This window comes from Azospirillum sp. B510, from assembly GCF_000010725.1.
Taxonomy (GTDB): domain Bacteria; phylum Pseudomonadota; class Alphaproteobacteria; order Azospirillales; family Azospirillaceae; genus Azospirillum; species Azospirillum lipoferum_B.
Window position 1 is genome coordinate 271,884 of sequence record NC_013856.1, and the last position, 24,550, is coordinate 296,433.

24 protein-coding genes are annotated in these 24,550 nt (G+C 70.2%); 4 read left to right on the plus strand and 20 right to left on the minus strand.

Features of this window, described 5'->3' with window-relative positions; all coding sequences use genetic code 11:
- Positions 1 to 3 precede the first annotated feature (3 nt).
- The 17 genes from AZL_RS22605 to AZL_RS22685 all read right to left on the minus strand — a co-directional run bounded on the left by AZL_RS22605 (position 4) and on the right by AZL_RS22685 (position 16,332).
- A complete protein-coding gene (locus tag AZL_RS22605) occupies positions 4 to 1,035 on the minus strand; it encodes an ABC transporter substrate-binding protein (RefSeq protein WP_012976760.1) in 1,032 nt (343 codons plus the stop codon).
- Between the two features lie 134 nt (positions 1,036 to 1,169).
- Positions 1,170 to 2,375 (minus strand): acyl-CoA dehydrogenase family protein, encoded by a 1,206-nt coding sequence (locus AZL_RS22610; protein ID WP_012976761.1) that lies wholly within the window; start codon positions 2,373 to 2,375, stop codon positions 1,170 to 1,172.
- A gap of 30 nt (positions 2,376 to 2,405) precedes the next feature.
- Positions 2,406 to 3,398: an ABC transporter substrate-binding protein gene (locus AZL_RS22615; RefSeq protein WP_042445054.1), complete on the minus strand. Its 993-nt coding sequence runs from the start codon at positions 3,396 to 3,398 to the stop codon at positions 2,406 to 2,408.
- Positions 3,399 to 3,436: 38 nt separating this feature from the next.
- Entirely contained in the window at positions 3,437 to 4,222 is a 786-nt protein-coding gene (locus AZL_RS22620) for a class II aldolase/adducin family protein (protein WP_012976763.1), read from the minus strand.
- A gap of 26 nt (positions 4,223 to 4,248) precedes the next feature.
- The gene (locus AZL_RS22625) at positions 4,249 to 5,208 is read right to left on the minus strand and encodes a D-isomer specific 2-hydroxyacid dehydrogenase family protein (RefSeq protein WP_012976764.1); all 960 of its coding nucleotides are present in this window, start codon (positions 5,206 to 5,208) and stop codon (positions 4,249 to 4,251) included.
- A gap of 7 nt (positions 5,209 to 5,215) precedes the next feature.
- Complete coding sequence (locus AZL_RS22630; protein ID WP_012976765.1) at positions 5,216 to 6,340, minus strand: LLM class flavin-dependent oxidoreductase; 1,125 nt, start codon at positions 6,338 to 6,340, stop codon at positions 5,216 to 5,218.
- Positions 6,341 to 6,417: 77 nt separating this feature from the next.
- A complete protein-coding gene (locus tag AZL_RS22635; protein ID WP_012976766.1) occupies positions 6,418 to 7,437 on the minus strand; it encodes an ABC transporter substrate-binding protein in 1,020 nt (339 codons plus the stop codon).
- 28 nt (positions 7,438 to 7,465) lie between these two features.
- Positions 7,466 to 8,338, minus strand: coding sequence for an ABC transporter ATP-binding protein (locus tag AZL_RS22640; protein ID WP_012976767.1), 873 nt, complete (start codon positions 8,336 to 8,338; stop codon positions 7,466 to 7,468).
- A 6-nt stretch (positions 8,339 to 8,344) separates the two neighbouring features.
- Complete coding sequence (locus AZL_RS22645) at positions 8,345 to 9,157, minus strand: ABC transporter permease subunit (RefSeq protein WP_012976768.1); 813 nt, start codon at positions 9,155 to 9,157, stop codon at positions 8,345 to 8,347.
- 119 nt (positions 9,158 to 9,276) lie between these two features.
- Positions 9,277 to 10,212, minus strand: coding sequence for a LysR substrate-binding domain-containing protein (locus AZL_RS22650; RefSeq protein ID WP_012976769.1), 936 nt, complete (start codon positions 10,210 to 10,212; stop codon positions 9,277 to 9,279).
- A gap of 23 nt (positions 10,213 to 10,235) precedes the next feature.
- Positions 10,236 to 11,231 (minus strand): ABC transporter substrate-binding protein, encoded by a 996-nt coding sequence (locus tag AZL_RS22655; protein ID WP_012976770.1) that lies wholly within the window; start codon positions 11,229 to 11,231, stop codon positions 10,236 to 10,238.
- 11 nt (positions 11,232 to 11,242) lie between these two features.
- Positions 11,243 to 12,862 carry a rhodanese-like domain-containing protein gene (locus tag AZL_RS22660; RefSeq protein WP_012976771.1) on the minus strand — a complete coding sequence of 540 codons (1,620 nt, stop codon included), beginning with the start codon at positions 12,860 to 12,862 and terminating at the stop codon, positions 11,243 to 11,245.
- A 15-nt stretch (positions 12,863 to 12,877) separates the two neighbouring features.
- Positions 12,878 to 13,507 (minus strand): cysteine dioxygenase, encoded by a 630-nt coding sequence (locus AZL_RS22665; protein WP_012976772.1) that lies wholly within the window; start codon positions 13,505 to 13,507, stop codon positions 12,878 to 12,880.
- Between the two features lie 12 nt (positions 13,508 to 13,519).
- Positions 13,520 to 14,314, minus strand: coding sequence for an ABC transporter ATP-binding protein (locus AZL_RS22670; RefSeq protein WP_042445058.1), 795 nt, complete (start codon positions 14,312 to 14,314; stop codon positions 13,520 to 13,522).
- Complete coding sequence (locus tag AZL_RS22675) at positions 14,308 to 15,360, minus strand: ABC transporter permease (RefSeq protein ID WP_012976774.1); 1,053 nt, start codon at positions 15,358 to 15,360, stop codon at positions 14,308 to 14,310. The genes AZL_RS22670 and AZL_RS22675 overlap by 7 nt, the downstream gene beginning before the upstream one ends.
- 44 nt (positions 15,361 to 15,404) lie before the next feature.
- Positions 15,405 to 16,022, minus strand: coding sequence for a malonic semialdehyde reductase (locus AZL_RS22680; RefSeq protein ID WP_042445061.1), 618 nt, complete (start codon positions 16,020 to 16,022; stop codon positions 15,405 to 15,407).
- A 112-nt stretch (positions 16,023 to 16,134) separates the two neighbouring features.
- The gene (locus AZL_RS22685; protein ID WP_042445064.1) at positions 16,135 to 16,332 is read right to left on the minus strand and encodes a hypothetical protein; all 198 of its coding nucleotides are present in this window, start codon (positions 16,330 to 16,332) and stop codon (positions 16,135 to 16,137) included.
- Between the two features lie 432 nt (positions 16,333 to 16,764).
- Between AZL_RS22685 and tauA the strand changes: the two genes are divergently transcribed.
- Genes tauA through tauD form a run of 4 tightly spaced genes read left to right on the plus strand, consistent with a single transcriptional unit; the run spans position 16,765 to position 20,395 of the window.
- Positions 16,765 to 17,769, plus strand: coding sequence for a taurine ABC transporter substrate-binding protein (tauA, locus tag AZL_RS22690; protein ID WP_012976776.1), 1,005 nt, complete (start codon positions 16,765 to 16,767; stop codon positions 17,767 to 17,769).
- A gap of 25 nt (positions 17,770 to 17,794) precedes the next feature.
- Complete coding sequence (locus tag AZL_RS22695; protein ID WP_012976777.1) at positions 17,795 to 18,622, plus strand: taurine ABC transporter ATP-binding protein; 828 nt, start codon at positions 17,795 to 17,797, stop codon at positions 18,620 to 18,622.
- Positions 18,619 to 19,488 (plus strand): ABC transporter permease subunit, encoded by an 870-nt coding sequence (locus AZL_RS22700; RefSeq protein WP_012976778.1) that lies wholly within the window; start codon positions 18,619 to 18,621, stop codon positions 19,486 to 19,488. The genes AZL_RS22695 and AZL_RS22700 overlap by 4 nt, the downstream gene beginning before the upstream one ends.
- A 55-nt stretch (positions 19,489 to 19,543) precedes the next feature.
- Positions 19,544 to 20,395, plus strand: coding sequence for a taurine dioxygenase (gene tauD, locus AZL_RS22705; RefSeq protein WP_012976779.1), 852 nt, complete (start codon positions 19,544 to 19,546; stop codon positions 20,393 to 20,395).
- Between the two features lie 44 nt (positions 20,396 to 20,439).
- Here the strand turns inward: tauD and AZL_RS22710 are convergent, their stop codons facing one another.
- From AZL_RS22710 to kdpC, 3 genes are all read right to left on the minus strand, one after another.
- A complete protein-coding gene (locus tag AZL_RS22710; protein ID WP_012976780.1) occupies positions 20,440 to 21,141 on the minus strand; it encodes a response regulator in 702 nt (233 codons plus the stop codon).
- Entirely contained in the window at positions 21,104 to 23,842 is a 2,739-nt protein-coding gene (locus AZL_RS22715; protein WP_012976781.1) for a sensor histidine kinase, read from the minus strand. The genes AZL_RS22710 and AZL_RS22715 overlap by 38 nt, the downstream gene beginning before the upstream one ends.
- Before the next feature lie 123 nt (positions 23,843 to 23,965).
- Complete coding sequence (gene kdpC / locus AZL_RS22720) at positions 23,966 to 24,547, minus strand: potassium-transporting ATPase subunit KdpC (protein ID WP_012976782.1); 582 nt, start codon at positions 24,545 to 24,547, stop codon at positions 23,966 to 23,968.
- Between the last annotated feature and the right edge of the window lie 3 nt (positions 24,548 to 24,550).

A 24,550-nucleotide genomic window follows, 5' to 3' on the forward strand; every position in this document is an offset into this window, starting at 1 on the left:
GCCTCAGCTCCCGGCGCCGGCATGCAGATCCTCGAAGAAGTAATCCCTCCAGGAGGCCGGCTTGTTCTTGATCGCGCCGACCTTGTGCATGAAGTCGGCGAAGGCCTCCGTCCGGTTGGGCGTGACGGTGAAGCGGATGTCGGGGTCGTTCAGCAGGCGCAGGACATAGGCCTTGTCCAGGCTGCCCTTGTTCTGCGCCAGATAGATGTCCGCCGCCGCCTCGTGATCGCGGTTGATCAGGTCCATCGCCTCCTTCAGCGCGTCGAGGAAGGCGCGGTAGGTCTTCGGATTGTCGTCGCGGAAGGACTGCTTGCTCCAGATCAGGTTGAAGCTGTGCGGCCCGCCCAGCACGTCGTAGGAGCTGATCACCTTGTGGATCTTCGGGTCGTCCAGCTGCTGGTATTGGAAGGGCGCGCTGGAGATGTGGCCGGTGATGCCGCCGCCGCCCGACAGCAGGGCCGCCGTGGCGTCGGGATGCGGCATCGACACCGTCAGCTTGTCGATGGCGTCGTATTTGCCGGGCCCGAATTCCTTTTCCGCGGCCATTTGCAGCACGCGGGCCTGGACCCCGACCTTCGCCGCCGGCAGGGCGATCTTGTCGGCGTCGGTGAAGTCCCTCAGCGTCTTGACCTTGGGATTGCTGGTGGTCAGGAACAGCGGCATGTCGTTCAGCGAGGCGATCGCCTTGACGTTCGCGCTGCCCCTGGTGCGGTCCCAGATGGTCAGCAGCGGGGCGACGCCGGACGATCCCACGTCGATGCCGCCGGACAGCAGCGCGTCGTTCATCGCCGCCCCGCCCGACAGCTGCACCCAATCGACCGTGATGTCGAGGCCCAGCGCCTTGCCATGCTTCTCGATCAGCTTGTCCTGGCGCAGCACATGCAGCGGGAGAAAGCTCAAGCCATATCCCTCCGCGATGCGGATGCGCCCTTCGGCAGCCGCCGGCGCCGCGATAGCGGAGGTCATCAGCACCCCGATCACCGACGCGGCGATGGCCGCGAAGGCGCGGCGGCTGGGGTGTCGTGGCTGTCGCATGCTGGTGCTCCCCTCAACTCCATAAATCTACTAGAATTTAGGGGAACATGATTCATGGTGTCCGTCAATAGTGTGGAATGACGGCGGAGCCTGAATAAATTTTACATAACACTATGATATTTTCTGGTGGAGCCTCATCCGGCAAGGGCGGCGCGGCCGGCGCCGGTCAGGATCATGTCGTTCTGCGGCGCATGGACGCGGGCGCACAGCACGTCGCGGTGATGGCGTTCCAGCGGGTTGTCGCGCGACAGGCCGGGATTGCCGGTGATCTCCAGAGCCCGCGCCACCGCGTCGATGGCGTTGTTGGTCACCGTGTATTTCACCAGCAGGCTGTCGCTCGACGACGGCGGGGCGCCACCGTCCACCGCCGCCGACAGTGAGCGCAGCAGCAGCCGGTTGGTCAGCAGCAGCGCCTCGATGCCGCCGAGCGCCTCTTGCAGGCGCGGCACGGTGGCGAGCGACGCGCCATTCAGCCCGGTCGGCTTGCGGGCGTGCAGGAAGCCGACCAGCCAGTCACGGGCCGCGCGGGCGACGCCGTCATAGACGCCGCTGAACAGGGTGGCCATCCAGGCGGTGGCCGCCGCGTCGGGCACCGCCCATCCGGCGGGCGGACGCAGCTCGCCGACATGATCGTCCGGGACGAAGACGTCGTTGAACACCACCTCGTGGCTGCCGCTGGCGCGCATGCCGATGTGGTTCCAGGTCTCCCTCACCTCGATGCCCTGCTCCGCCAGCCCGGTTCCGCGCGGCACCACCCAGGTGCCGATCCGCGGTTCGGCTTCGTCGGTGCGGGCCCAGACGCCGAGCCAGGACAGCGCCGGAATGCCGGTGGAGTAGATCTTGGCGCCTGAGATGCGCCAGCCGCCCGGCACCTTGCGCGCCACCGTGGCCGGCAGGCCGCCGCGGTGGGGGGTGCCCAGTTCCGGCTCCACCCGCAGGATGTTGATGAGGCCGCCATCGGTCGAGGCGGAGCGGGCGATGGGCTCACGCAACGCCTCCGGCCATGCCGGCCCGCGCTGGAGCTGGCTGTGGATGACGTAATGCAGCACCAGGACCAGCGCGGTGGACGGCTCGCCGCGCGCGATTCCGTTCACCACCGCCAGCGCGTCGCGCAGCCCGCCGCCCTGGCCGCCCGCCGCCGCCGGGGCGACCAGCGCCAGCAGCCCGGCTTCCCGCAGCCGGTCGATATTCTCGAAGGGGAAGCTGGCGGCGGCGTCATGCTCGGCGGCGCGCAGCGCGAACTCCGCGGACAGGGCGGCGATCAGCGACGGATCGGCCAGCGGGGTGGTGCCGGCCTCGCCGAAGGGGGCGGCGGGAAGGGAGGGATTGTCGAAGGGCATGACGGGCGGCTCCGCGGTTGGAGGAGGGGATCAGGCGAGATCGACCGTGATGCGCCCGGCGAAGCGCTGGCTGTCGGTGGAGCGCTTGATGACCGACACGCTCTTCAGCTCGTCGGTGTAGAGCGCCAGCTGCTGGCGCAGCTCGTCGCCGATGGGGGTGACGTTGTGGGCGTGGCTGCGCAGCATCGCCTCCAGCTCCTCCACCGGGAATTTCGGGGCGAAGGGGGCATAGGCCGCCGCCGCCGCGCGCAGGTCGGCATAGGCCGCGTGCTGCGCCTCGATCAGCGCGGTGGTCAGCGCCGCCGCTGCGGGACGGTTGTCGCGCAGCAAGCTGCCGCGCACGCCGACGAGGCAGCAGGTGCGGGTCGCGAACTCGCCGCAGACATTGTTGGTAATCTCCACCATCTGCGGATTCTTGGTCTGGCTCCACACCAGCGGGTCGCCGTCGGCGATGGCGTGGATTTCCCCCTTCTCCACCGCCAGCCCCAGCAGATCGGCGGGGAACTGGCGCCATTCGACATCCTTGTTGGGGTCGAGCCCGAATTTGGTCAGCACGACCGAGAAGAAATTCTTCGATGGGCTGGCCATGTCGCTGACGCCGATCACCTTGCCCGGCAGGTCCAGCACGGTCTTCACCCCGGCCGCCTTCGCCCCGAACAGCCGCATGCAGCCGCCATGCAGCCCGGCGGAGATCTTCACGTCGAACCCCTGTTCCAGCGGCTTCAGCCAGCGCAGCGCCATGCCGACGCCGGCATCGGCCTTGCCGGTGGCGATCGCCTCCAGCAGCTGGTCGGTGGAGCCGGTGAAATTGACCAGCTCGACCTCCAGCCCATGCTTCTTGAACAGGTCGCGCTGGAAGGCCAGCGGCACGGCGGAGAAGCAGACCGCGCCGGCATTCCAGGACAGGCGCAGCGGCTCCGCCGCCACCGCCCGGCGGCGCAGGACGAAGGGGGCGGCGAGGGTGACGGCTCCGGCGGCGATCAGGCCGCGGCGGGAGAGGGAAAGGGCCGGCTTTGCGGTCATCGGTCGGAGGCCTTCGCGAGGGAGGGGGAGGGACGGGATCAGTCGAGCAGGTCGGGCTCGGCCGCGACGATCCATTCCCACAGCGGGTGGAAATTGTAGGCGCCGCCCTGGTGGGTGCCGACCTGCGAGCGGGTCAGCAGCGCCGTCTCATGGTCGATGGGCAGGGGCCGTCCGGCGGCCTCGGCCAGCAATTGGGTGTGGGCGGCGTTGTCGGCGCTGATGAACCACCAGGCCGCCGCCTCGACGCTCGGGCCGACGGTCAGCAGCCCGTGATTCTTCAGGATCGCCAGCTTCTTGTCCCCAAGTGAGTCCACCAGCCGCTTGCCCTCGCCCTCGGTCAGGACGACGCCGGAATAGGGGTCGAAGATCACCTGATCCTCGTAGAAGGCGGCGGCATCCTGGCTCAGCGGGGCCAATGGCAGGCCGAGCGCCGACCACGCCTTGCCATAGGTCGAATGGGTGTGGGCGGCGGCGACCACGTCGGGCCGCGCCCGGTGGATGGCCGAATGGATGGTGAAGCCGGCCTGGTTGATGGCGCGGTCGCCATGCAGGATGTTGCCGTCGCCATCGACCAGATGCAGGTCCGACACCCGGATGGTGCGGAAATGCTGGCCCAGCGGGTTGATCCAGAAGCGGTCGGGATGTTCCGGATCCCGCGCGGTGACATGGCCGGCCAGGCCCTGGTCGAAGCCGTAGCGACCGAACAGCCGGAAGGTGGCGGCCAGCCGCTGCTTGCGGTGCCGCCGTTCCTCCTCGGCGCTGGTGTAGCTGACCGGATCGACCGGCGGCCAGAATTTGCGCGGTCTCGGTTGGATGTGGGTCATCGCGAGGGGCTCCGTCGGGACAGGGGTCAATAGCCGGTGTCGGCGTCCACCACGTCGCGCAGCGGTTCGCCGCGCGCATAGGCGTCGAGATTGGCGAGGATGCGGTCGGCCAGCCGGCGGTCGAACGCCGGGTCGGACCAGGAGACATGCGGTGTCAGCCGGATGGCGGGGTGGCTGTAGAAGGGATGGCCTGCCGGCAGCGGTTCGGGATCGGTGACGTCGAGCGTGGCCCCGGCGATCCGCCCGCCGTCGATGGCGGCGAGCAGAGCTTCCTGATCGACCAAGGCGCCGCGCGCGACATTGACCAGATGCAGCCCCGGCCTGGCCCGCGCCAGCAGATCGGCGCCCACCAATCCACGGGTCGTGGCGGTCAGCGGCAGGGCCAGGACGAGATGGTCGCTGGCGGCGGCCAGATCCTCCAGCCGGTCGAACGGCTCGACGCCCGGCACCGGCTCCGCCCAGCCGGATCGGCGCACCGCCCCGACCGCCAGATTGAAAGCGAGCGCTCGCTCGGCGACCGCCCGGCCGATGGCGCCGAAGCCGGCCAGCCCCAGCCGCTTGCCGGACAGGCTGCCCAGCGTCTCGCGCCGCCAGTCCTGCGGCCCGCGCAGGCGGATGGCGTCCCAGCGCTTCTCGAAGGCGAGAATGGCGGTCAGCACGTAATCTGCGATGGCGACCGCCGAGACGCCACGGGCGCAGGTGACGATCCGCCGTCCCCCCAGCAGCCAGGACGGATAGACGTCCATCCCGGTCGAGCCCGCCTGGATCCAGCGCAGGGTCTCGCCCCAGCCGGGCGGCGGGGCGGCGGGCGCGGCATCCCACCCGATCAGTGGGCGGGTCAGCAGCACCTCGACCCCGGCCGGCAAATCCCAAGGGGCGCGGCCCGCCTCATGCTCCAGCACGGTGGGTCGGCTGGGGTGGGCGGCGATGCGCCCCCCCACCACCGGACCGAGCTGGTTGAGGATCACCGGGGAACGGATCGCCACGTCGCGCTCACTCCGCCGCGACGGCCTGGGCGCGCTGGCGCTCGGCCACCAGCTGGCGGACGCGGGGCAGCAGCTCCCGGCCATAGGCGATGGCGTCGGGCAGCGGGTCGAAGCCGCGGATCAGGAAGGTGGTGACGCCGAGGTCATAATAGTCGAGCAGGGCGTCGGCCACCTGATCCGGGGTGCCGACCAGCGAGGTGGAGTTGCCCTTCGCCCCGGTCAGGCCGGCGATGGCGGTCCACAGGCGCTTGTCGTGGCGATGTCCCTTCTCGGCGATGGCCAGCAGGCGGCGGGCGCCTTCGTTGTTGGGCTGCTCGCCGCGGCGGAAGCCGGTCTTGTCGAGCAGCGCCTTGGCCTTCTCGTAAATGGCGTCGGCCTTGGCCCAGGCGGCCTCCTCGGTGTCGGCCAGGATCGGGCGCAGCGACAGGCTGAAGGCCGGCTGCGGCCGGCCCGCCTTGGCGACGGCGGCGCGCACGCGGGCCAGCAGCTCGCGCACCTGATCGTGGGTCTCGCCCCACACCGCGTAGGTGTCGGCATGACGTCCGGCCACCTCGACGGCGGCGGCCGACGCGCCGGCGATCCACACCGGGATGCCCGACGGGTTGTAGGGCTTCACATGGGAGAAGGCTTTCTCGACACGATAATATTTGCCCTCGTAGTCGAAGGGGGCGTCGCTGGTCCATTCGGCGCGGACGATGTCGAGGAATTCGGAAGTGCGGGCGTAGCGGTCGTCCTTGTCCTCCACGACATTGCCGTCGCGGGCCAACTCGCCGCGCTCGGCCCCGGTGATGACGTTGATGGCGACGCGGCCGCGGCTCAACTGGTCGAGCGTGGCGAACTGGCGGGCCAGGATGGTCGGGGCCTGGAAGCCGGGGCGATGGGCGATCAGCACGCCCAGCCGGTCGGTGACGCCGGTGATGTGCTGGCTGACCTGAAGGCTGTCGGGCGCGTCGGCATGGAAGGCCTGGAGCACCGAATCGAAGCCGCCCAGCTCATGCGCCTTGGCCGTCGTCTCGATATAGTCGCGGTCCACCACCGGACCCTGGCGCGGGATGATCTCCGAGGCGTTGTGGTTGCCGACGAAGCCGACGAAACGGAGCGGATGGGGCGATGTGGCGTGAGAGGCGGTCATGGCGGTGGTCCCCTTTTTGTGCGTGGCGAGGGAGCGGGAAAGGAGGAAGCGGGAAAGGGTTTTTCGTGGCCTGTCCGTCAGCTGAGCGGACGCGACAGGATGTCGGTGAAGCGGCGGTCGAAGGCCGGGGCGATGTCGATCCGTTTCGGCAGCACGCCCAACTGGTGGAAGGTGTCGGCGACATTCTGGGCCGATGCGACGTCGGCGTCGGTGATCGGCGCCAGATCGCGCTGGCGCGAATTCTTGCGCAAAATCTCCAGGTCGGTTTCGAGCGGCACGCCGATGGCGGCGGAATGGACCTGGGCCCAGCGCTCCAGATTGGCGGCGCGCCAGGAGAAGGCGAGGCGCAGCCGCAGGAAATAATCGCCGATGGCGGCCGACTTGCCGGGATCGGCCAGGGCGTCGGGCGAAGCGAGATAGAGGTAATTGCCCGACAGGTAGCCGTTGGAGGTGATCAGCACCCGGGCGCCCTTCTTGATGGCGAAGGGCACCGAATAGCCGTAGATCGCCCAGGCATCGAGCGCGCCCTGCTCGAAGGCGGCCTGTCCCTCCGACGGGGTCAGGCTGATCGGCTGGATGTCGGTGAAGCGCAGGCCGGCTTCGCCGAGCATCCGGGCGAGGTAATATTGCGTCGTGGTGGCGCGGACATAGCCGACGCGTTTGCCCTTCAGGTCGGCGACCGAGCGGATCGCGCTGTCCGGCGGCACCAGCACCACCTGCCAGTTCACATCGTCCTTGACGATGGCGACGATGGACAGGCGGGCGCCGGCGGCGATGCCGAAGGCCGGCGGGATCTCGCTGCTGGAGCCGATATCGATCGATCCGGCGTTGATCGCCTCGACGATCAAATTGCCCGAGGCGAATTCGGCGAACTGCGAGCGGTAGCCGGACCGGGCGTTGCCGGACGCCTCCAGCGACAGCCCGTCGAGCGCCTTGTAGTCGGCGATGCGCAGAAGGGTTTCGGACGTCGGCCCCGAGGCCGCCTGGGCGCCGCAGGCGCCACCCAGTGCCAAGGCGCCGCAGGCGCCGGCCGCGCCGCGCAGCAGGCCGCGGCGGCCGATGGGGGCGGGGGGACGGCGGAGGAGGTCTATCGTCATGGCGGGCGGTGTCCGTCGGCGGTGAAGGTCAAAGGCTGGGCGCGGCGGCGGCGCCGGCGGGCAGGCCGAAGCCGCCCGGATGCGCGGCGGCGGCGGCACCCGTTTCCGCCCTGCTTTCGGCGACCTGTGGGTCCCGTGCCGCCAGATGCTCCTCATCGACGCCCAACTCGGCCAGCAGGCGGGAACGCAGCGCGATGAAGCCGGGGTCGCCATGACGGCGCGGGCGGGCGAGCGGGATCGGGATGTCGGCGGCGATCCGGCCATCCGCCATCACCAAGGCGCGGTCGGCCAGCAGCAGCGCCTCGTCGACATCATGGGTGACCAGCAGGACGGCGGGGGCATGGGCCCGCCACAGCGTCTCGACCAGCCCCTGCATGCGCAGCCGGGTCAGCGCGTCCAGCGCCGCGAAGGGTTCGTCGAGCAGCAGCAGGCGCGGTTCACGGACCAGGGCGCGGGCCAGGGCCGCCCGCTGCGCCTCGCCGCCCGACAGGGTCAGCGGCCAGGCGCGGGCGCGGTGGGACAGTCCGACCTCCGCGAGGGCGGCGAGGCCGCGTTCCTCGGCGTCGGGATGGCGCAGGCCGAGCGTGACGTTGCGCAGAACCCGCATCCAGGGCACCAGCCGCGGCTCCTGGAACACCACCGCGCGCTGGTCCGGCAGCTCCACGCTGCCCTCCGGCGCCGGGTCCAGCCGCGCCAGCGTGCGCAGCAGCGTCGACTTGCCGCAGCCGGAACGGCCGAGCAGGGCGGTGAAGGAGCCGGGCTGGAGATCGAGCGACAGGCCGTCCAGCACATTGCCGTTGCCGAAATTGCGGACGAGGCCGCGGACGCTGACGACAGGCCTGGTGGCGGGCTGGCCGGAGGATTGGGCGGCGGCGGAAATCCGCGACGGGGCGTGGCTCATGGAGCATCACTCCTTGATGAAGGCCGGGCGCCAGACCAGCGCCGAGCGTTCGATGAGGCGGACGATCAGGTCGGCGAGCAGGCCGAGGATGGCGTAGACGATCAGGGCGACGATGATCACGTCGGTGCGCAGGAATTCCCGCGCCGTCATCGCCAGATAGCCGATGCCGCTGGAGGCGTTGATCTGCTCGCCCACCACCAGGCTGAGCCAGGCGACGCCGAGCGCGTAGCGCAGCCCGGTCAGGAAGGCGGGCAGGGCGCCGGGCAGGATGACCTGGGCGATCAGCTCCCACCGGGTCAGGCCCAGGGTGGACACCGCCTCGACCACCTTGGCATCCACGGTGCGGATGCCGGCGAACAGGTTGAGGTAGATCGGGAAGGCGGTGCCGAGCGCCACCAGGGCGATCTTCGGCGTCTCGCCGATGCCGAACCACAGGATGAACAGCGGCACCAGCGCCAGATGGGGCAGGGTGCGCAGCATCTGCAACAGGGCGTCGAGCGCATCCTCGCCCCGGCGCGACAGGCCGGCGATCAGGGCGCAGACGGTGCCGGCCGACACGCCGATGGCGAGCCCGGCGCTGACCCGGCCGAGCGAGACCAGCAGATGGACCGCCAGCTCGCCGCTGACCGTCAGGTCCCAGAAGGCGGTCAGAATCTGGCTGGGCGAGGGGATGGATCGGGTCGAGATCCAGCCGAACCCCACACTGGCCTGCCACAGCGCCAGCAGCGCCAGCGGCACCGCGCAGCGGCGCAGGCCCGCCGGAAGCGTCACGGCGCGGGAGCGGTGTCCCGTGCCTTTGGTCGCGGTGATTGCCGTCATGGATCCTCCCGAGGCCGGTCGATTGCGGTGGCTACGGGAGAAAGCCTATCCCTATTGCGGAAATAGGAAAAACAAAAAACACAAACTACACTGTTGAGAAAAACTTAAGTAACCAGAAATCAATGTTGTTTATCCGCCACGGCTTCGGTCAGGAGGGGCACCAGGGAATCGGCCAGGATCCCGTGCAGTCGGTCGACTGCCGGATTGGCCGCCGGATTGGCCGCGGACTGGGCGCGGTGCAGTTCAAGGGGAACGGATCCCAGTTCCGGCAGGCCCTGATCGCGGGCGAGGATCGCCAGTGTCTCGGGCAGTCCCAGCGGGGTGCGGACGGTCACGCCCAGGCCCGCCTCCACCGCCGCCCACAGACCGGACAGGCTCGGGCTGGTGAAGGTGATGCGCCAGGGATGCCCGCCGCCGTCCAGCCGCTCGACGCCATGCTGGCGGAACATGCAGGGCGCGTCGAGCAGGGCGAGCGGCAAGGGGCCGTCCGGGTCGGCGCGGAAGCCGTCCGCCGCCACCCAGGCCACCGGCAGATGGGCAAGCGTCGCGGCGGCGCTGCCCGATGTCGTCGCGGCGGGGCCGCTGCCGCCGATCTCGCCGAAGGCCAAAGCGAGGTCGAGCGCGCCCTGCGCCACCCGATCGCGCAGCTCCCGCCCCCGGCCGACCTGGGCCTCGACATGGATGCGCGGATGGGCGCGGTGGAAGGAGCCGAGCACGGATGGCAGCCAGCGTTCCGCCAGATCCTGTGGAAAGCCGACCCGCACCGTGCCGTCCATCGCCCGGCCGCGCGCGGCCGACAGCGCCTCGTCGTTCAGGGTGACGATGCGGCGGGCATAGCCCAGCAGAAGGTCGCCGGCATCGGTCAGCGCCACCGTGCGGCCCGCCTTGCGGAACAGCGGCTGGCCGACCTGCTCCTCCAGCTTCTTCATCTGGAGGCTGATCGCCGACTGGGTCCGGCCGAGCCGTTCAGCGGCGCGGGCGAAGCCGCCATGCTCCATGGCGATCACCAGCGCCCGCAGCACGTCCATGTCGAGGTTGGTCGGAAGCAGTGCCACCTGATCGTCCCCACTCCCAGCCGTCAGGACGGCAGGGCGCTGTTGAAGCCGGGATCGAAGATCGCCGCCGCGTCCAGCCGTTTCGGAATGATGCCGAACTCGCGCCAGACGTCGGAGGTCGCCTGCTGGTCGGCGATGACCGTGGCGTCGAGGGGGACCGGCCGCGCCCGTTCGACGCCGAAGGTGTGGCGGGCGATGGCGGGATCGATGCCGACCGTCCTGGCCCAGATGCCGGCATAGGCGTCGCTGTTCTCCAGTGCCCACAGCCGGGCGGCGGCGAAGCGGCGGAGCAGGTCGGTCAACGCCTCGCGCTTGGTGGCGATCGCCTCCAGCGTGGCGGACTGGTAGGACAGGCCGCTCATCAGCCCGGTGCCGGTGACGACGGCGCGGGCGCCATCGACCAGCAGCGCCTGCGAGACATAGATGCCCCAGCTCGACCAGGCGTCGATCGAGCCGGCGGCCAGCGCCGACTTGGCGTCCGACGGCAGCAGGAAGGCGATCTTCACGTCGTCCGGCTTCAGGCCGTTGGCCTTCAGCGCCGCCAGCACGAGGTAATGGCCGATGGAGCCGCGCCCGGTGCCGATGGTCTTGCCCTTCAGGTCGGCGACGTTGCGGATCGGCGAGGCCCCCGGCACCAGGATGGTGGTGCTCCGCGGGTTGGAGCGCACGGCGCCGATGATCTTGGCCGAGGCGCCGGCGGCCAGCGCGAAGGTGGTCGGCGCGTCGCCGGCATAGCCGACCTCGATGGCGCCGGCGTTCAGCGCCTCCAGCAGCGGGGCGGCGGCGGGGAACTGGCTCCATTCGATGCGGTAGGGCAGGTCGGACAGAAGCCCGGCGGCCTCGATCACCGACTGCACGCCGCCCTTCTGGTCGCCGACCTTCAGCACGGTGCCGGCGGGAATCGCCGCCCGCGCCTGCCGCAGGGGCAGCAGGCCGGCGGCGCCGAGACCGAAACCAAGGCCGAGACCGAGGGCGTGGCGGCGCGTCAGGGGCGGGAGCGAAGAGGAAAACGGTGGCATGGAGGGCTCCCTCAGATGACGAAGAAATTGTGGGCGCCGTCGCGCTTCAGCTGGTCGACCAGTTCCAGTTCCCAGTCGATGTAGCCCTGCATGGCGGCGGCGCTGTTGTCGGTGCCCTCGTAGGGGCGCTTGTAAACGTCGTCGGGCTCGCCCCCCAGCCGGTCGAGGGCGGCGCTGAGCGGCAGACCGGCGGCGACCCAGCCCTGGGTGCCGCCCTCCAGCAGCAGCGGGCGCTGGCCACCAGAATCACCGGGGGGGAAATCCGCGATGGCGTAGCGGGTCAGCGTGCCGTCGCCGCAGGTCAGCACCGGGCGAACCCCCTTGGGCAGGGTGGCGATGAGTCCGGCCAGCCGGGCGCGGGTGGAGAAATACGCCCCCGGAACATGGCCGGCGCGGTAGCGCGGGCTGCGGGTGATGTCGATCACCGCCGCCTCGCCATTCTCCAGCAGGGCCAGCAGGTCGCGCGGCGCGATGGTCTCCGCCCCCACCTCCGGCACCGGCGGCAGGATGCGGCGGTCGGGGCCGCTCTCACCGCCAAGCGCCGAGACGTCGCCTTCCAGTACATGCACCTCCCAGCCGAGCTGGGCGAGCCAGGAGGCGGTCATGTCGGCGCGCGGGCCGCCGCCGCCGGCCGGATCGTCGGCCAGCACGATGCGGGCGCCGCGCGCCGCGACATAGTCGTCGGTCGCCTGGACCAGCTGGCCGCCGGCGGCATGGCGGAAGCCGGGCAGATGACCGGCCTCGTATTCCTCGGGCGTGCGGACGTCGAACAGGTGCAGCGTGCGCCGCTCGTCGCCACGGAAACGGTCGAGCGTCGCCGCGTCGATGCGGCCGACCCCGGCGCGATCGGCGACCGCGCGGGCGCGGCGGCGGCCGGCGGCGTCGCCTTCGGCCGACAGGTCGGCGGGGAAACGCCCCTCGCGCCCGCTGTCGACGGACAATCCGGCCAGGGTCCAGCCGATGGTGCCGTTGCGCAGGGCGGCGACCCGGTTGGGAATGCCGGCATTGACCAGCGACTGGGTGCCGATGATCGAGCGCGTGCGGCCGGCGCAGTTCACCACCACGAGCGTTTCGGGATTGGGGGCGATGTCGTGGACCCGCTTGACCAGTTCGGCCCCCGGCACGCTGATGCCGCCGGGGATCGACATGGTGCGGTATTCCTCGAAGCGGCGGGCGTCGAGGATGACCAGATCGGCCTTGGCGTCGACCAGCGCCTTGACCTCCGCCGCCGGCAGCGACGGGGTGTGGCGGTGATGCTCGACCCATTCGCCGAAGGCCTTGCTCGGCACATTGACGTCCCGGTAAACCTCGAAGCCGGCGGCGATCCAGCCGGCCAGCCCGCCCTCCAGCAAGGTCACGTCGCTGAAGCCCAGCGCCTGGAGCCGGCGGGCGGCCGGCTCGGCGTAGCCTTCCCCATCGTCATAGACGGTGATCGGCACGTCGCGGCGCGGCAGCAGGTCATAGGCCAGCAATTCCACCCGGCTCAGCGGGACGGAGACGGCGAACAGCGGGTGGGCCAGCGAATAGGGGCCTTCCTCCCGCGCGTCGAGCAGCGCGACCTCGTCGCGCTCGATCCAGGCGCGGCGGATGTCGGCGGGGCGGCGGGTGGCGAGCGGTCCGGCTTTGGTCATGATGGCTGGTGATCCTCAGGCGGCGTGGGGGACGGGCTGCGAACGGTCCCACAGGTTGGGCAGGGCGGTGTTGGCGTAGCCGGAGATGAACAGCTTGCGCTGGCCGGTCAGCGGGTCGAAGACCGAGCGGCGGACGGCGCCGATATTGCCGCCATAGACATGGATGCTGATCGACGGCCGGTCGGGCAGCGCGTTGGAAATCGCATGGACATCGCCGATGCGGGGCGACACCGCCTCGACCGCCCCCGCCGTCAGGATCTCGGACGGGTAGGCGATGGGCGTGCCGCCTTCTGGGTGCAGGTCGTAGCGTTGCGAGCGCTCCGACCCGCGCAGGATGCCGACGAGGCCCCAGACGGTGTGGTCGTGGATCGGCGTCCGCTGTCCCGGACCCCAGACGAAGCTGACGACGGAGAAGCGCTCATAGGGGTCGCAATGCAAAAGATACTGCCGGTAATGAACCGGATCGGGCTGGGCATAGGCGTCGGGCAGCCAGTCGTCGCTGGCGATCAGCCCGGCCAGCAGCTTGCCGCCGGCGTCGAGGATGGTGGCCTCGTCGTCGCCATGCCGCTCTACCAGACGGGTGAAATCGGCGATGAAGACGCGCAGGCGCGGCAGGTTGGGGCTGGGGATGGTGTTGTCGGGCATGGTCGCGGGGCCTCACCAGGTCTCGGCAAGGCCGAGAAGTTCGAGAATGCGGTGGCGCAGGTCGGTCAGGACCGGGTCGCCGCGGTGGCGGGGATAGGGGCGGTCGATCGGCAGGTCGGCCTTGATGCGGGCGGGGCGGCCGCTGAACACGATCACGCGGGTCGCCATGAACAGCGCCTCCTCGATGTCATGGGTCACCAGCAGGCCGGTGAAGCCGGCCCGGCGCCACAGCTCGACCAGTTCGCTCTGCATCGCCAGCCGGGTCAGGCTGTCGAGCTTGCCCAGGGGTTCGTCCAGCACCAGCAGGCGCGGGTCGTTGACCAGGGCGCGGGCCAGGGCGGCGCGCTGGGCCATGCCGCCCGAAAGCTGGTGCGGATAGGCCTTCTCGAAGCCGGTCAGCCCGACCAGGGCCAGCGCCTCCTCCACCCGGTGGCCCTGAGCGCGCAGCAGGCCGCGCGCCTCCAGCCCCAGCGCGACATTGTCGCGCACGGTGCGCCAGGGATAGAGCGTCGGATCCTGGAAGACGACGACGCGCGACGGGTCGGGGCCGGCGATCGGGCGGCCGTCGGCGAGGATGCGGCCCTGGCCGGGCGGTTCCAGCCCGGCGACGAGGCGCAGCAGGGTGGATTTGCCGCAGCCGCTCGGCCCCAGCAGGGCGACCAGTTCGCCCGGCTCCACCCGCAGATCCACCCCGTCCAGCACCGGCAGCGGGGCGCCATGCAGTTCGAAGGCGTGGCTGACCGCCTGCACCTCGATGCTCATTCCGGCCACGGTGTTCGCGGTTTCGGTGTTCTCCAGCGCTACCATTTCAGCATTCCCTTCTGCCAGGCGAGCAGGCGGTCGCGGACGCGGAACAGCAGCGTCACCAGACCGGAGCAGAGCAGCGCCATCACCAGCAACGCGGCGTACATGTTGCCGTAGGCGGCCCAGCCCTGGGCCCATTGCAGATACCAGCCGACGCCCGACTTCACCCCCAGCATCTCCGCCACCACCAGGACGGCGAAGGCGGCGCCCAGCCCCATGAACAGCCCGACGAAGACATGCGGCATCGCCGCCGGGACGGCGACCTTCAGCACCAGGAAGCGGTTCGAGGCGCCCAGCGTGCGGGCGATGTCGTAATAGGCGCTGTTGACGCCGGCCACGCCCGACCAGGTGAGAATGGTCACCGGCACGCCGCTGGCCAGCGCGATCAGGAAGACGCTGGCGCTCCAGCTGGTGGGGAAGGCGAAGAAGGCGATGGGCAGCCAGGCGGTGGCCGGCAGCGGGCCGATCAGCCGCAAAACCGGATGGACCCAATAGCCGACCGCGCGCGACCAGCCGATGGCGACCCCCGTCACCACCCCCAGGATCGACCCGACGGCATAGCCGGTGACCAGCAGCCGGAGCGAGGCGGCGAAACAGTCGAGCAGCCGCGGCCAATCGTCGAGATAGACCTCCAGCAACGCCTGCGGCGGCACGAAGAAGGGGCGCGGCAACAGGTTGAGCTTGGCGGTCAGGATCTCCCAGCCGGTCAGCCCCAGCGCCAGGGCGATCAGCCAAGGCACCGACGCCGACAGCCCGGCGATCACGGGGGCCAGCCGGCCGCGCGGGGCGGGACGGAACAGCGCGGTCAGCGGCGCCGCCAGCGCCAGCAGTCCGGCGGCCACCACCAGCAGGCTGGCGAACGCGCCCGTCCGTTCCCATTCCTGCGCATCGGCGGCGTCGGGCCACAGGGCGGTCACCCCGGCGGCCAGGAACCACGGCAGGGCGGCGGCGGAAAAGCGCAGGGGCAGGCCGCGAAGCAGGGGCGTTCCAATGGGCAAGGCTCCGCCGCTGGCCGTCGGCAGGGCGGCGGCCGTGTCGTTCACGCTCATGATGGCTCTCCGGTTCGGCCTGGGCGGCCGTTACGGCGTTCGGATCAAAGGATGGTCACCGCTTGCGCGGCGTCGAGCCGTGGCGCGCGCGGACGTGACGGCGGGCCGTCGGCATGGCCCAGCGCCACCAGGATGTTGGAGCGCACGGTGGTGCCGGCGAAGAACTCCGCATCCACCGCCGCGGCGTCGAATCCGGACATCGGCCCGGCGTCGAGCCCGAGCAGCCGGGCGGCCAGGATCAGGTAGCCGGCTTGCAGCGAGCCGTTGCGGAAGGCCGTCGTCTCCGCCAGCGCCGGGTCGTCGATGAACAGTTGCGACGGATCGTAATGCGGGCTCAGCAGCGGCAGATGCTCGAAGAAGCGGTTGTCGTGGGCGACGATGGCGATGACGCCGGCGGTCAGCTTGGACAGGTTGCCGCGGCTCAGCGCCGGCCGCAGCCGTTCCTTGGCCTCCGCCGTGGTCAGGAAGACGAAACGCGCCGGGCTGCCGTTGAAGGCGGTGGGGGCCAGCCGGACCAGCTCATAGAGCCGGGCCAGCGTCTCCGCCGGCACCGGCCGGTCCGACCAGGAATGCGGCGTGCGGGCGCCGAGGAACAGGCGGTCGGCGGCGAGGGCGAGCTCCTGGGGCGGTTGCCCGGTGACGGGAAGCGGGGTGTCGGGCATCGAAGCGGGCTCCTTCGGGGATAGGGGGGCAGGACAAGACATGCTGGTGGCGGTCGTCGATCCGCTTGGCCTTGTGGACGGCGCGCGGCAGGGGGCGCGGCAGGGGGCCGGCTCAGGCCAGAGCCGCCAGCGTCGCCAGGAGGATCACCGAAAGAACGCCGAGGCAGAGCGGCAGCGGGCCGCCGGCCTCTCCGGCATCGATCGGCGGTTCCGCGAAGCTGTCGGATGCGGGCGGCACCGGCAGGATCAACGCGCCCGACGGGCTGAGCGACGCCATCACCATCCGCTCGAAATCATCCAAACCCTTCATGGCACGTCTCCTGGTCAGGTGGGTGGGGGCAGGCTGATCGCGCATCGTCTGATCGTCACGACACGGCCGGCCAACGGTTCTTCCAACGGCTCCGCATAATTCAACATATTTTTACGGTTAAACATCTAAATTACCTATAGGAAAATAGGAAAATGAGGCGGGGTCAAGCGCCGGCTTGAGTCCGGCCCATGTTTTTTCGGAGTGCGGCCGGTTTTCCGGCCGGTGCAGGGCACCCCGGTCAGGCTGTCCGCCGCGCGCCGCCACCGACTCCGCGGCATATTAAGCAATGAAAATATGTTGTATAAATATATTTCCCTGTAGAAAGGTAGATTTTATGGTGACAAGCGCGCGTGCGCCGCTCTAGTGTCCCTGGACATTCGGGGCGCCGGCGCCCGCAAAGCCGGCATACGAACCGTGACGGGGGAAAAGACGATGAAGTCCGCACTGCCTTCCTTCCTGGCCGCCGCCCTGGCGACCCTCGCCCCCTTCGTCGCCGAGGCCGGGTCCGGCAAGGTCGTCGTCGGCTATCAGACCGACGCGCTGCCCTCCTCGGTCGCCATCGCCAATGGCGATTTCGCCAAGGCGACCGGCGTCGAGATCGATTTCCGCAAGTTCAATTCCGGCGCCGAGGTCTTCGCCGCCATCGCGTCCGGCGACGTCCAGGTCGGCTATGTCGGCTCCAGCCCCTTCGCCGCCGCCGTCAGCCGCGGGCTCGACGTGAAGGCCTTCCATCTCGCCACCATTTCCGGCACCGACGAGGCGCTGGTGGTGCGCAACGGCTCCGGCATCGAGAAGCCGGCCGACCTGAAGGGCAAGAAGCTTGCCGCCGCCCCGGTCTCCACCGACCATTACCAGCTGCTCGCCGTGCTGAAGCAGGAGAAGCTGACGGAGCGCGACGCCCAGATCTTCGCCATTCCGCAGCCCGACATCGTCGCCGCCTGGAACCGTGGCGATCTGGACGGCGCCTTCGTCTGGGATCCCGCGCTGACCGAGTTGAAGAAGACCGGCAAGGTGCTGCTGACCTCGCGCGAGGTGGCGGACCGCGGCGCTCCGACCTTCACCGCCTGGGTGGCGACCGCCGCCTTCGCCAAGGAGAATCCGGCCTTCCTGACCAGCTTCGCCGGCACCATCGAGCGCTACAGCACCTCCTTCCGCACCGACAAGGCGGCCTGGGGACCGGACTCGGAGAATGCGAAGACGCTGGCCAAGCTGCTGGGCGGCACGCCGTCCGATCAGGCGTCGGCGCTGACCAACCTGTCGCTGGTCCCGGCCGAGGTGCAGGCCTCCACCGCCTGGCTTGCCGGTGGCGAGGGCGGCGGCGCCGCGAAGATCCTGAAGGAGACCGCCGAGTTCCTGAAGGAGCAGAAGAAGATCACCACCGTGCTGCCCAGCTACGGCGGTTTCGTCACCGCGGATTACGTCAAGGACGTCCGCTGATCCACCGGCGAACGGGAGGCCGTCCATGCTCCAGGTCCGCAACGCCAGCGTCTTCTTCTCCGCCCGCGACGGGCGGGTGGTCCATGCGCTGGACCGCGCGTCGCTCGACATCGACGCCAACAGCATCGTCGTGGCGCTGGGGGCGTCGGGCTGCGGGAAATCGACGCTGCTGAACGCCATCGCCGGCTTCCTGCCGCTGTCGGAGGGATCGATCACCCTGGACGGCCAGCCGGTCGGCGGCCCCGGCGCCGACCGTGGCGTCGTCTTCCAGAAGGACACGCTGCTGCCCTGGAGCAGCGTCGCCGACAATGTGGCGCTGGGCCTGCGCTTCGCCGGCGTTCCCGCCCGGCGGCGGCGCGAGCGGGCGGAGGAGCTGCTCGGGCTGGTCGGGCTGGAAGGCTTCGCCGACGCCGCCCCGCACGAGCTGTCGGGCGGCATGCGCCAGCGCGTCGGCATCGCCCGCGCGCTGGCGACCGATCCGAAGATCCTGCTGATGGACGAGCCGTTCGGCGCGCTCGACAGCCTGACGCGCGAACAGATGCAGGAACTGCTGATCGATGTCTGGGCGCGCACCGGCAAACGCATCTTCTTCATCACCCATTCGATCGAGGAGGCGCTGTTCCTCGGCACCACGCTGGTGGTGATGTCGCCGCGCCCCGGCCGCATCGTCGCCCGGTTCGAGCTGGATTTCGTCCGCCGCTTCGCCGCCGAACGCGACGTGCGCGCCATCCTGTCGGCGCCGGAATTCGCCGAGCTTTACGACGAGATCCGCTCCCTGGTGCACCGCCCGCACCATGAGGTGGAGGCCCGGCTTCATCACGAGGCGGAACCCCGCCGGAGGGTGCTGCAATGACCGATCTCGCCCGTCCCGGCGACCGCATCGCCGGTGATCGCCTTGCCGACGGCCCGGCGGAGCGGCCGAGGATCGTCCGGCTCCACCCCTTCGGCCTCGACGGCGCCCGCACCGGCCTGATCAGCCTCGCCACCGCCGTCCTGTTGCTGGGCGGCTGGTTCCTGGTGTCGCATTTCCGGCTGGTGACGCCGCTGTTCCTGCCCACCCCGCAGGAGGTCGCCATCCAGTTCCTGGCGGTGGTCGAGGACGGCTATGCCGGCGCCACCCTGTGGGAGCATGTGTCGGCCAGCCTGTTCCGCATCCTGTCCGCCGCGCTCATCGCCGCCTCGCTCGGCATCCCGCTCGGGTTGGCGATGGGGCTGAACCGCTGGGCCAAGGGCGTGCTCGACACGCCCATCGAGTTCTACTGGCCCTTGCCGCCGCTGGCCTATCTGCCGCTGATGATCATCTGGCTCGGCATCGGCGAGGTGTCGAAGATCGCCCTGCTGACGCTGGCGATCTTCGCGCCGGTGTGCCTGTCGGCCCAGGCCGGGGTGCGGTCGCTGCCGATCGAGCGGGTGAACGCCGCGCTGTCGCTGGGCGCCAGCCGCTGGCAGCTGTTCCGCGCCATCGTGCTGCCCAGCGCCCTGCCGGAGATCCTGACCGGCCTGCGCATCGGCATCGGCGTCGGCTGGAGCACGCTGGTCGCGGCGGAACTGATCGCCGCCACCCGCGGCATCGGCTTCATGATCATGTCCGCCTCGCACTTCCTCGCCACCGACGTGGTCTTCGTCGGCATCGGCATCATCGCCGCCTTCGCCTTCGCCTTTTCCTACGGGATGCGCCTGCTCGAAGCCTGGCTGGTGCCGTGGAAGGGCAAGAGCTGAGGCCCGCCATCCAAAGAAACGCGCCTTTCCGAACGACAGGAATTGGGGAACCGCCATGCCCGACATCGCCCTGCCCACCCTCGTCCTCACCCCCGTCAGCCCGGCCATCGGCGCGCGGGTCGAGGGGCTCGACCTCACCCGTCCGCTGTCCGACAGCGAGGCGGCGGCGCTGGAGCGGGCGCTGGTCGCCCATCAGGTGCTGTTCTTCGAGAACCAGCCGCTGACCCCGCAGGCGCAGCGCGCCTTCGCCGCCCGCTTCGGCCAGCTGCATGTCCACCCGATCTATCCGAAGGTGCCGGAACAGCCGGAGATCATGGTGCTGGACACCGGGCCGCACAATCCGAGCGACAATGATGTCTGGCACACCGACGTCACCTGCATCGAAAACCCGCCGGCCATCGTCGCGCTCTCCGGCAAGCTGATCCCGCCGGTCGGCGGCGACACGGTGTGGGCCAGCAACATCGCCGCCTACAACGGCCTGTCCGAGCCGATCCGCCGCCTGCTGGAGCCGCTGAAGGCCCTGCACGACTTCACCCGGTCCTTTCCGGAATGGCGCCACAACGGCGATCCGGAGACCCATGCCCGCTGGAAGGCGGCGCGGGAGAAACACCCGCCGGTGGTCCATCCGGTCATCCGCACCCATCCGGTCAGCGGGGCCAAGGCCCTGTTCGTGAACGAGAATTTCACCTCGCGCATCGTCGGGCTGAGCGACCGTGAAAGTGCGGCGATCCTGGACTTCCTTTATGACCATGTCAGCCGCCCGGAATTCACCGTGCGCTGGCGCTGGAAGACCGACGATCTGGTGCTGTGGGACAACCGCTCGACCCAGCATTACGCGGTGAACGACTATGCGCCGCACCGCCGGATCATGCACCGCGCCACCGTTCTGGGCGACCGGCCCTATTGAGGGAGAGCGGGTTATCGCGTTTCATTCCCTTTTCCGGGGCGGGGTCACTCCGTCCCGGTCCTGAACCGGTATCCCACCCCCGGCTCGGTGACGATCAGGACCGGCAAATTGGGGTCGTCCTCCAGCTTCTGGCGGAGCTGCTTCACATAGACCCGCAGATAGGCGGTGTCGTGCACATGCGCCGGCCCCCAGACCTCGCGCAGCAGGTCGGCGTGGGTCAGGACATGGTCGGCATGGCGCGCCAGCATCGCCAGCAGCTCATACTCCTTGCGCGACAGATGGACCTCCGCCCCGCCGCGTTCGACGATGCGGCGGGCGAGGTCGATGACCAGCGTGCCGGCGGTGACGCTGGTCGGCGGTTCGGCATCGGCCGGGCGCTGGCGCAGCACGGCGCGCACGCGGGCCATCAGCTCGCCGACGCCGAAGGGCTTGACCACGTAATCGACGGCGCCGCGGTCCAGCGCCTCCACCTTGTCATACTCCTGGGCGCGCACCGACAGCACGATGATCGGCACCGGCGCGGTCCGGTGGATCGCGCTGATCACCTCCTGCCCGTCGAGATCGGGCAGGCCGAGGTCGAGGATCACCAGATCCGGCCGCCGCTCCGCGCAGGCCCCGATCCCGTCGCGCCCGTTCTCCGCCTCCACCACCTCGTAGCCGTTGGCCGACAGGCTGATGCGCAGGAACTTGCGGATCTGCGGTTCGTCGTCAACGACCAGAATCCGGGGTACCTGAATCCTCGCCACGCGCGCTGTCTCCCTCGATGTCGGCGATCTCCGGCCCGGCCGGCACCGGCAGCAGGATGGCGATGCAGGTGCCGACGCCGTGGCGACCGGGCAAAGCCCGGATGGTGCCGCCGTGCGCCTCCACGATACCACGGCAGATGGCGAGGCCAAGCCCGGTTCCCGCCGTCTGGGCGTCGCCGGCCTCCACCCGGTAGAACATGTCGAAGATCCGTTCGCGGTCGGCCTCGGGGATGCCCGCCCCCTGGTCGCACAGCTCGATCAGCACCTCGCCGCCGGCGCGGCTGGCCTGGAGGAGGATGGGGCTGCCGTCGGGCGAGTATTTGCAGGCATTGTCGATCAGGTTGAAGAACACCTGTCCGGTCAGCACCGGGTCGAGCCGCAGCAGCGGCAGGCCCGGCTCAAGCTCCAGCCGCACCGGGCGGTCCCCCAGCATCCGCTTCGCCCGCTCCAGCGCCGCCCCGATCACGTCGGCCAGATCGACCCAGTCGGTGCGCGGCTTCAGCGCGCCCGAGCCGATCCGCGTCATGTCCAGCAGGTTCTGCACGAAGCGGTTCAGCCGTTCCGCCTCCTCCTGGATGGTCTGGACCAGCTCCATCCGTTCCGGCGGCGCCAGCGTCTCGCCATAGCTGGTGAGGCTGGACGAGGCCCCCAGGATGGAGACCAGCGGCGTTCGCAGGTCATGCGACAGCGAGGACAGCAGGGCCGAGCGCAGCCGCTCGGTCTCGGCGGCGACGCGCGCCGTCTCGATGTCGGCGACCAGCGCCGTGCGTTCGATGGCGACCGCCGCCTGATCGGCCAGCGTGTCGAGCAGCCGGCCCTGCTCCGGCGACAGCAGCTGCTGCTCCCCCGTCATCTGGACGCCCAGCACGCCCATCGGCCCGCGTCCGGTCCGCAGCGGCAGGAACAGCCAGTCGGCGGCGGGCAGGGTGGTGGAGCCGCGGCCGGCGGTCTTGCCGTTTTCCCAGGACCAGCGCGCCGCCGCCATCGACTTCTCGTCCAGCGTGTCCTCCGGCGGGTAGCCGGCGGCGACCTCCAGCCGGCCCTCGCGCGGCAGCAGCACCAGCGAATGGCCGTTCATGGTGGAGGCGACGTGATGGACCACCGCCCACAGCACGTCATCCAGCCCGACCGCCGCCGAGATGCGGCGGTTGAAGTCGTAGAGGTTGGCGGTGCGGCGGGCGCTGAGCCGGGTCGTCTCCACCTGGGCGCGGACGCGGGCGGCCAGGTTGGAGGTGATGACCGCCGCCACCAGGAAGAAGAACACCGTCATGATGTTCTGCGCGTCGGTGATGGCGAAGGTGTATTTCGGCTCGGTGAACAGGAAGTTGAAGGTCAGGAAGCTCAGCACCGAGGCGTAGATCGACGGCGCCAGCCCGTGGCGGATCGCCACCAGCAGCACGCCGACCAGATAGGCGACCGAGATGTTGGGCAGCGGCAGCCAGACGTCGATCGCCAGCCCGATCGCCGTCGCCGACGCGACGGTCAGCGTCGCCACCACATAGGCCAGCCAGTCGAAGACGACCGACGGCGCCCGGGTCTCCAGGCTGCGCGCCGGCCGCTCGTCCTCGCCCGCCACGACCAGAACATCGAAATCCTCGTTGCGGGCCAGCAGGTCGGTGGTCACCGACTGGTGCAGCGCCCGCAGCCGGCGCCGGGGATGGGCGCGGCCGACGATGATCTGGCTGACGTTGCGGGCGCGGGCGAAGGCCAGGATCTCCGCCGCCGCCCGCTCGCCCGGCACCACCGCGGTCTCGCCGCCAAGCTGCGCGGCCAGCCGCAGCGCCTGGGCGATGCCGTCCTTATCCTCCTCCGACAGCGCATGGTTGCGGTGGGTGTCGACATACAGCACCACCCAGGGCGCGTCGCGCCGTTCCGCCGCCCGCTTGGCGGTGCGCACCAGCCGCAGGGCCTGCGGCCCGTCGCCGATGCAGACCAGGATGCGTTCGCGCGTCGGCCAGGGGCCGGCGATGGCGTGGGCGCGCATGTAGCGCAGCATCTGCGCGTCCACCCGCTCCGCCGCCTGCCGCAGCGCCATCTCGCGCAGCGCGGTCAGCGTGCCGGCGGAGAAGAAATGGTCGGCCGCCCGCTTGGCCTGCTCGGGCACATAGACCTTGCCCTCCTGCAGGCGCCGGATCAGCTCCTGCGGCGGCAGGTCGATCAGCGCGATCTCGTCGGCCCGGTGCAGGACGCTGTCGGGCAGCGTCTCGCGCACCTTGATCCCGGCGATCCGCTCGACGACGTCGTTCAGGCTTTCCAGATGCTGGACGTTGAGCGTCGAGCAGACGTCGATGCCGGCGTCGAGGATCTCCTCGACATCCTGCCAGCGCTTGAGGTGGCGGCTGCCGGGAATGTTGGTGTGGGCCAGCTCGTCCACCAGCACCAGCCTCGGCCGGCGGGCCAGGATGGCGTCCAGGTCCATCTCCTGGAAGGGCCGCCCGCGATAGTCGATCCGCCGCCGCGGCAGGATGTCCAGCCCGTCCAGCAGGGCTTCGGTGTCGTGGCGCCCGTGGGTCTCGACCACGCCGACCACCAGATCGGTGCCGTCGCGCCGCCGGGCGTGGGCGTCCTCCAGCATCGCGTAGGTCTTGCCGACGCCGGGGGCCGCCCCCAGGAAGATCTTCAGCCGCCCGCGCCGCTCGCGGTTCGCCTCCTCCAGCAGGGCGTCGGGCGAGGGGCGCTCGTCGCTGTCCGGTTCGGCCATCAGTCCATGATCCCGGCAGTGCTGGACATCGTCATCCTTCCTCTCCCCCGGAGCGGCGCAGCGTGACCGCGCCGCCCCCTGGCGTCAACAGGCGTCGTCAACAGGCGTCGTCGGCGGTGGGCGTCAACGGGCGACCGGCAGCTTCTCGTCCAGGGCCAGATTCAGCAGCAGCACATTCACCCGCGGATCGCCGAACAGGCCGAGCTGCCGGCCCTCGGTGAATTGCGCCACCAGGGCGCGGACCCGGTCGGCCGGAACGTTGCGGGCCTTGGCGACGCGCTCCACCTGGAAGGCGGCGCCGTCGGGCGAGATGTGCGGGTCGAGGCCGCTGCCCGACGCGGTGGCGAGATCGGCCGGGATCGGGCCCTGCGCGTCGGGGTTCTCCGCCCGCAGCTCCGCCGCGGTCTTGCCGAGCGCCTCGACCAGTGGCTTGTTGATCGCGCCGAGATTGGTGGCGCCGCTGTTGGTGGCGTCATAGCCCTTGCCGGCGGCGGAGGGGCGCGGGTGGAAATAGGCCGCCCCGCTGAAGGGCTGGCCGATCAGCGCCGAGCCGACCACCGTGCCGTTGCGCTCGATCAGGCTGCCGGCGGCCTGGGACGGAAACAGCGCCTTGGCGGCCCCGGTGACCGCCAGCGGGTAGAGAAGGCCCGTCAGCACCGTCATGACGATGATGAGGACGAGGGCGGGGCGAAGTTCCCGGATCATGCG

Bases quoted from the DNA above. Each gene is read 5' to 3' on its own strand.
- AZL_RS22605 (WP_012976760.1), bottom strand. From the start codon at position 1,035: ATGCGACAGCCACGACACCCCAGCCGCCGCGCCTTCGCGGCCATCGCC.
- AZL_RS22610 (WP_012976761.1), bottom strand. From the start codon at position 2,375: ATGCCCTTCGACAATCCCTCCCTTCCCGCCGCCCCCTTCGGCGAGGCC.
- AZL_RS22615 (WP_042445054.1), bottom strand. From the start codon at position 3,398: ATGACCGCAAAGCCGGCCCTTTCCCTCTCCCGCCGCGGCCTGATCGCC.
- AZL_RS22620 (WP_012976763.1), bottom strand. From the start codon at position 4,222: ATGACCCACATCCAACCGAGACCGCGCAAATTCTGGCCGCCGGTCGAT.
- AZL_RS22630 (WP_012976765.1), bottom strand. From the start codon at position 6,340: ATGACCGCCTCTCACGCCACATCGCCCCATCCGCTCCGTTTCGTCGGC.
- AZL_RS22635 (WP_012976766.1), bottom strand. From the start codon at position 7,437: ATGACGATAGACCTCCTCCGCCGTCCCCCCGCCCCCATCGGCCGCCGC.
- AZL_RS22640 (WP_012976767.1), bottom strand. From the start codon at position 8,338: ATGAGCCACGCCCCGTCGCGGATTTCCGCCGCCGCCCAATCCTCCGGC.
- AZL_RS22645 (WP_012976768.1), bottom strand. From the start codon at position 9,157: ATGACGGCAATCACCGCGACCAAAGGCACGGGACACCGCTCCCGCGCC.
- AZL_RS22655 (WP_012976770.1), bottom strand. From the start codon at position 11,231: ATGCCACCGTTTTCCTCTTCGCTCCCGCCCCTGACGCGCCGCCACGCC.
- AZL_RS22660 (WP_012976771.1), bottom strand. From the start codon at position 12,862: ATGACCAAAGCCGGACCGCTCGCCACCCGCCGCCCCGCCGACATCCGC.
- AZL_RS22665 (WP_012976772.1), bottom strand. From the start codon at position 13,507: ATGCCCGACAACACCATCCCCAGCCCCAACCTGCCGCGCCTGCGCGTC.
- AZL_RS22670 (WP_042445058.1), bottom strand. From the start codon at position 14,314: ATGGTAGCGCTGGAGAACACCGAAACCGCGAACACCGTGGCCGGAATG.
- AZL_RS22675 (WP_012976774.1), bottom strand. From the start codon at position 15,360: ATGAGCGTGAACGACACGGCCGCCGCCCTGCCGACGGCCAGCGGCGGA.
- AZL_RS22680 (WP_042445061.1), bottom strand. From the start codon at position 16,022: ATGCCCGACACCCCGCTTCCCGTCACCGGGCAACCGCCCCAGGAGCTC.
- AZL_RS22685 (WP_042445064.1), bottom strand. From the start codon at position 16,332: ATGAAGGGTTTGGATGATTTCGAGCGGATGGTGATGGCGTCGCTCAGC.
- tauA (WP_012976776.1), top strand. From the start codon at position 16,765: ATGAAGTCCGCACTGCCTTCCTTCCTGGCCGCCGCCCTGGCGACCCTC.
- AZL_RS22695 (WP_012976777.1), top strand. From the start codon at position 17,795: ATGCTCCAGGTCCGCAACGCCAGCGTCTTCTTCTCCGCCCGCGACGGG.
- AZL_RS22700 (WP_012976778.1), top strand. From the start codon at position 18,619: ATGACCGATCTCGCCCGTCCCGGCGACCGCATCGCCGGTGATCGCCTT.
- tauD (WP_012976779.1), top strand. From the start codon at position 19,544: ATGCCCGACATCGCCCTGCCCACCCTCGTCCTCACCCCCGTCAGCCCG.
- AZL_RS22715 (WP_012976781.1), bottom strand. From the start codon at position 23,842: ATGGCCGAACCGGACAGCGACGAGCGCCCCTCGCCCGACGCCCTGCTG.
- kdpC (WP_012976782.1), bottom strand. From the start codon at position 24,547: ATGATCCGGGAACTTCGCCCCGCCCTCGTCCTCATCATCGTCATGACG.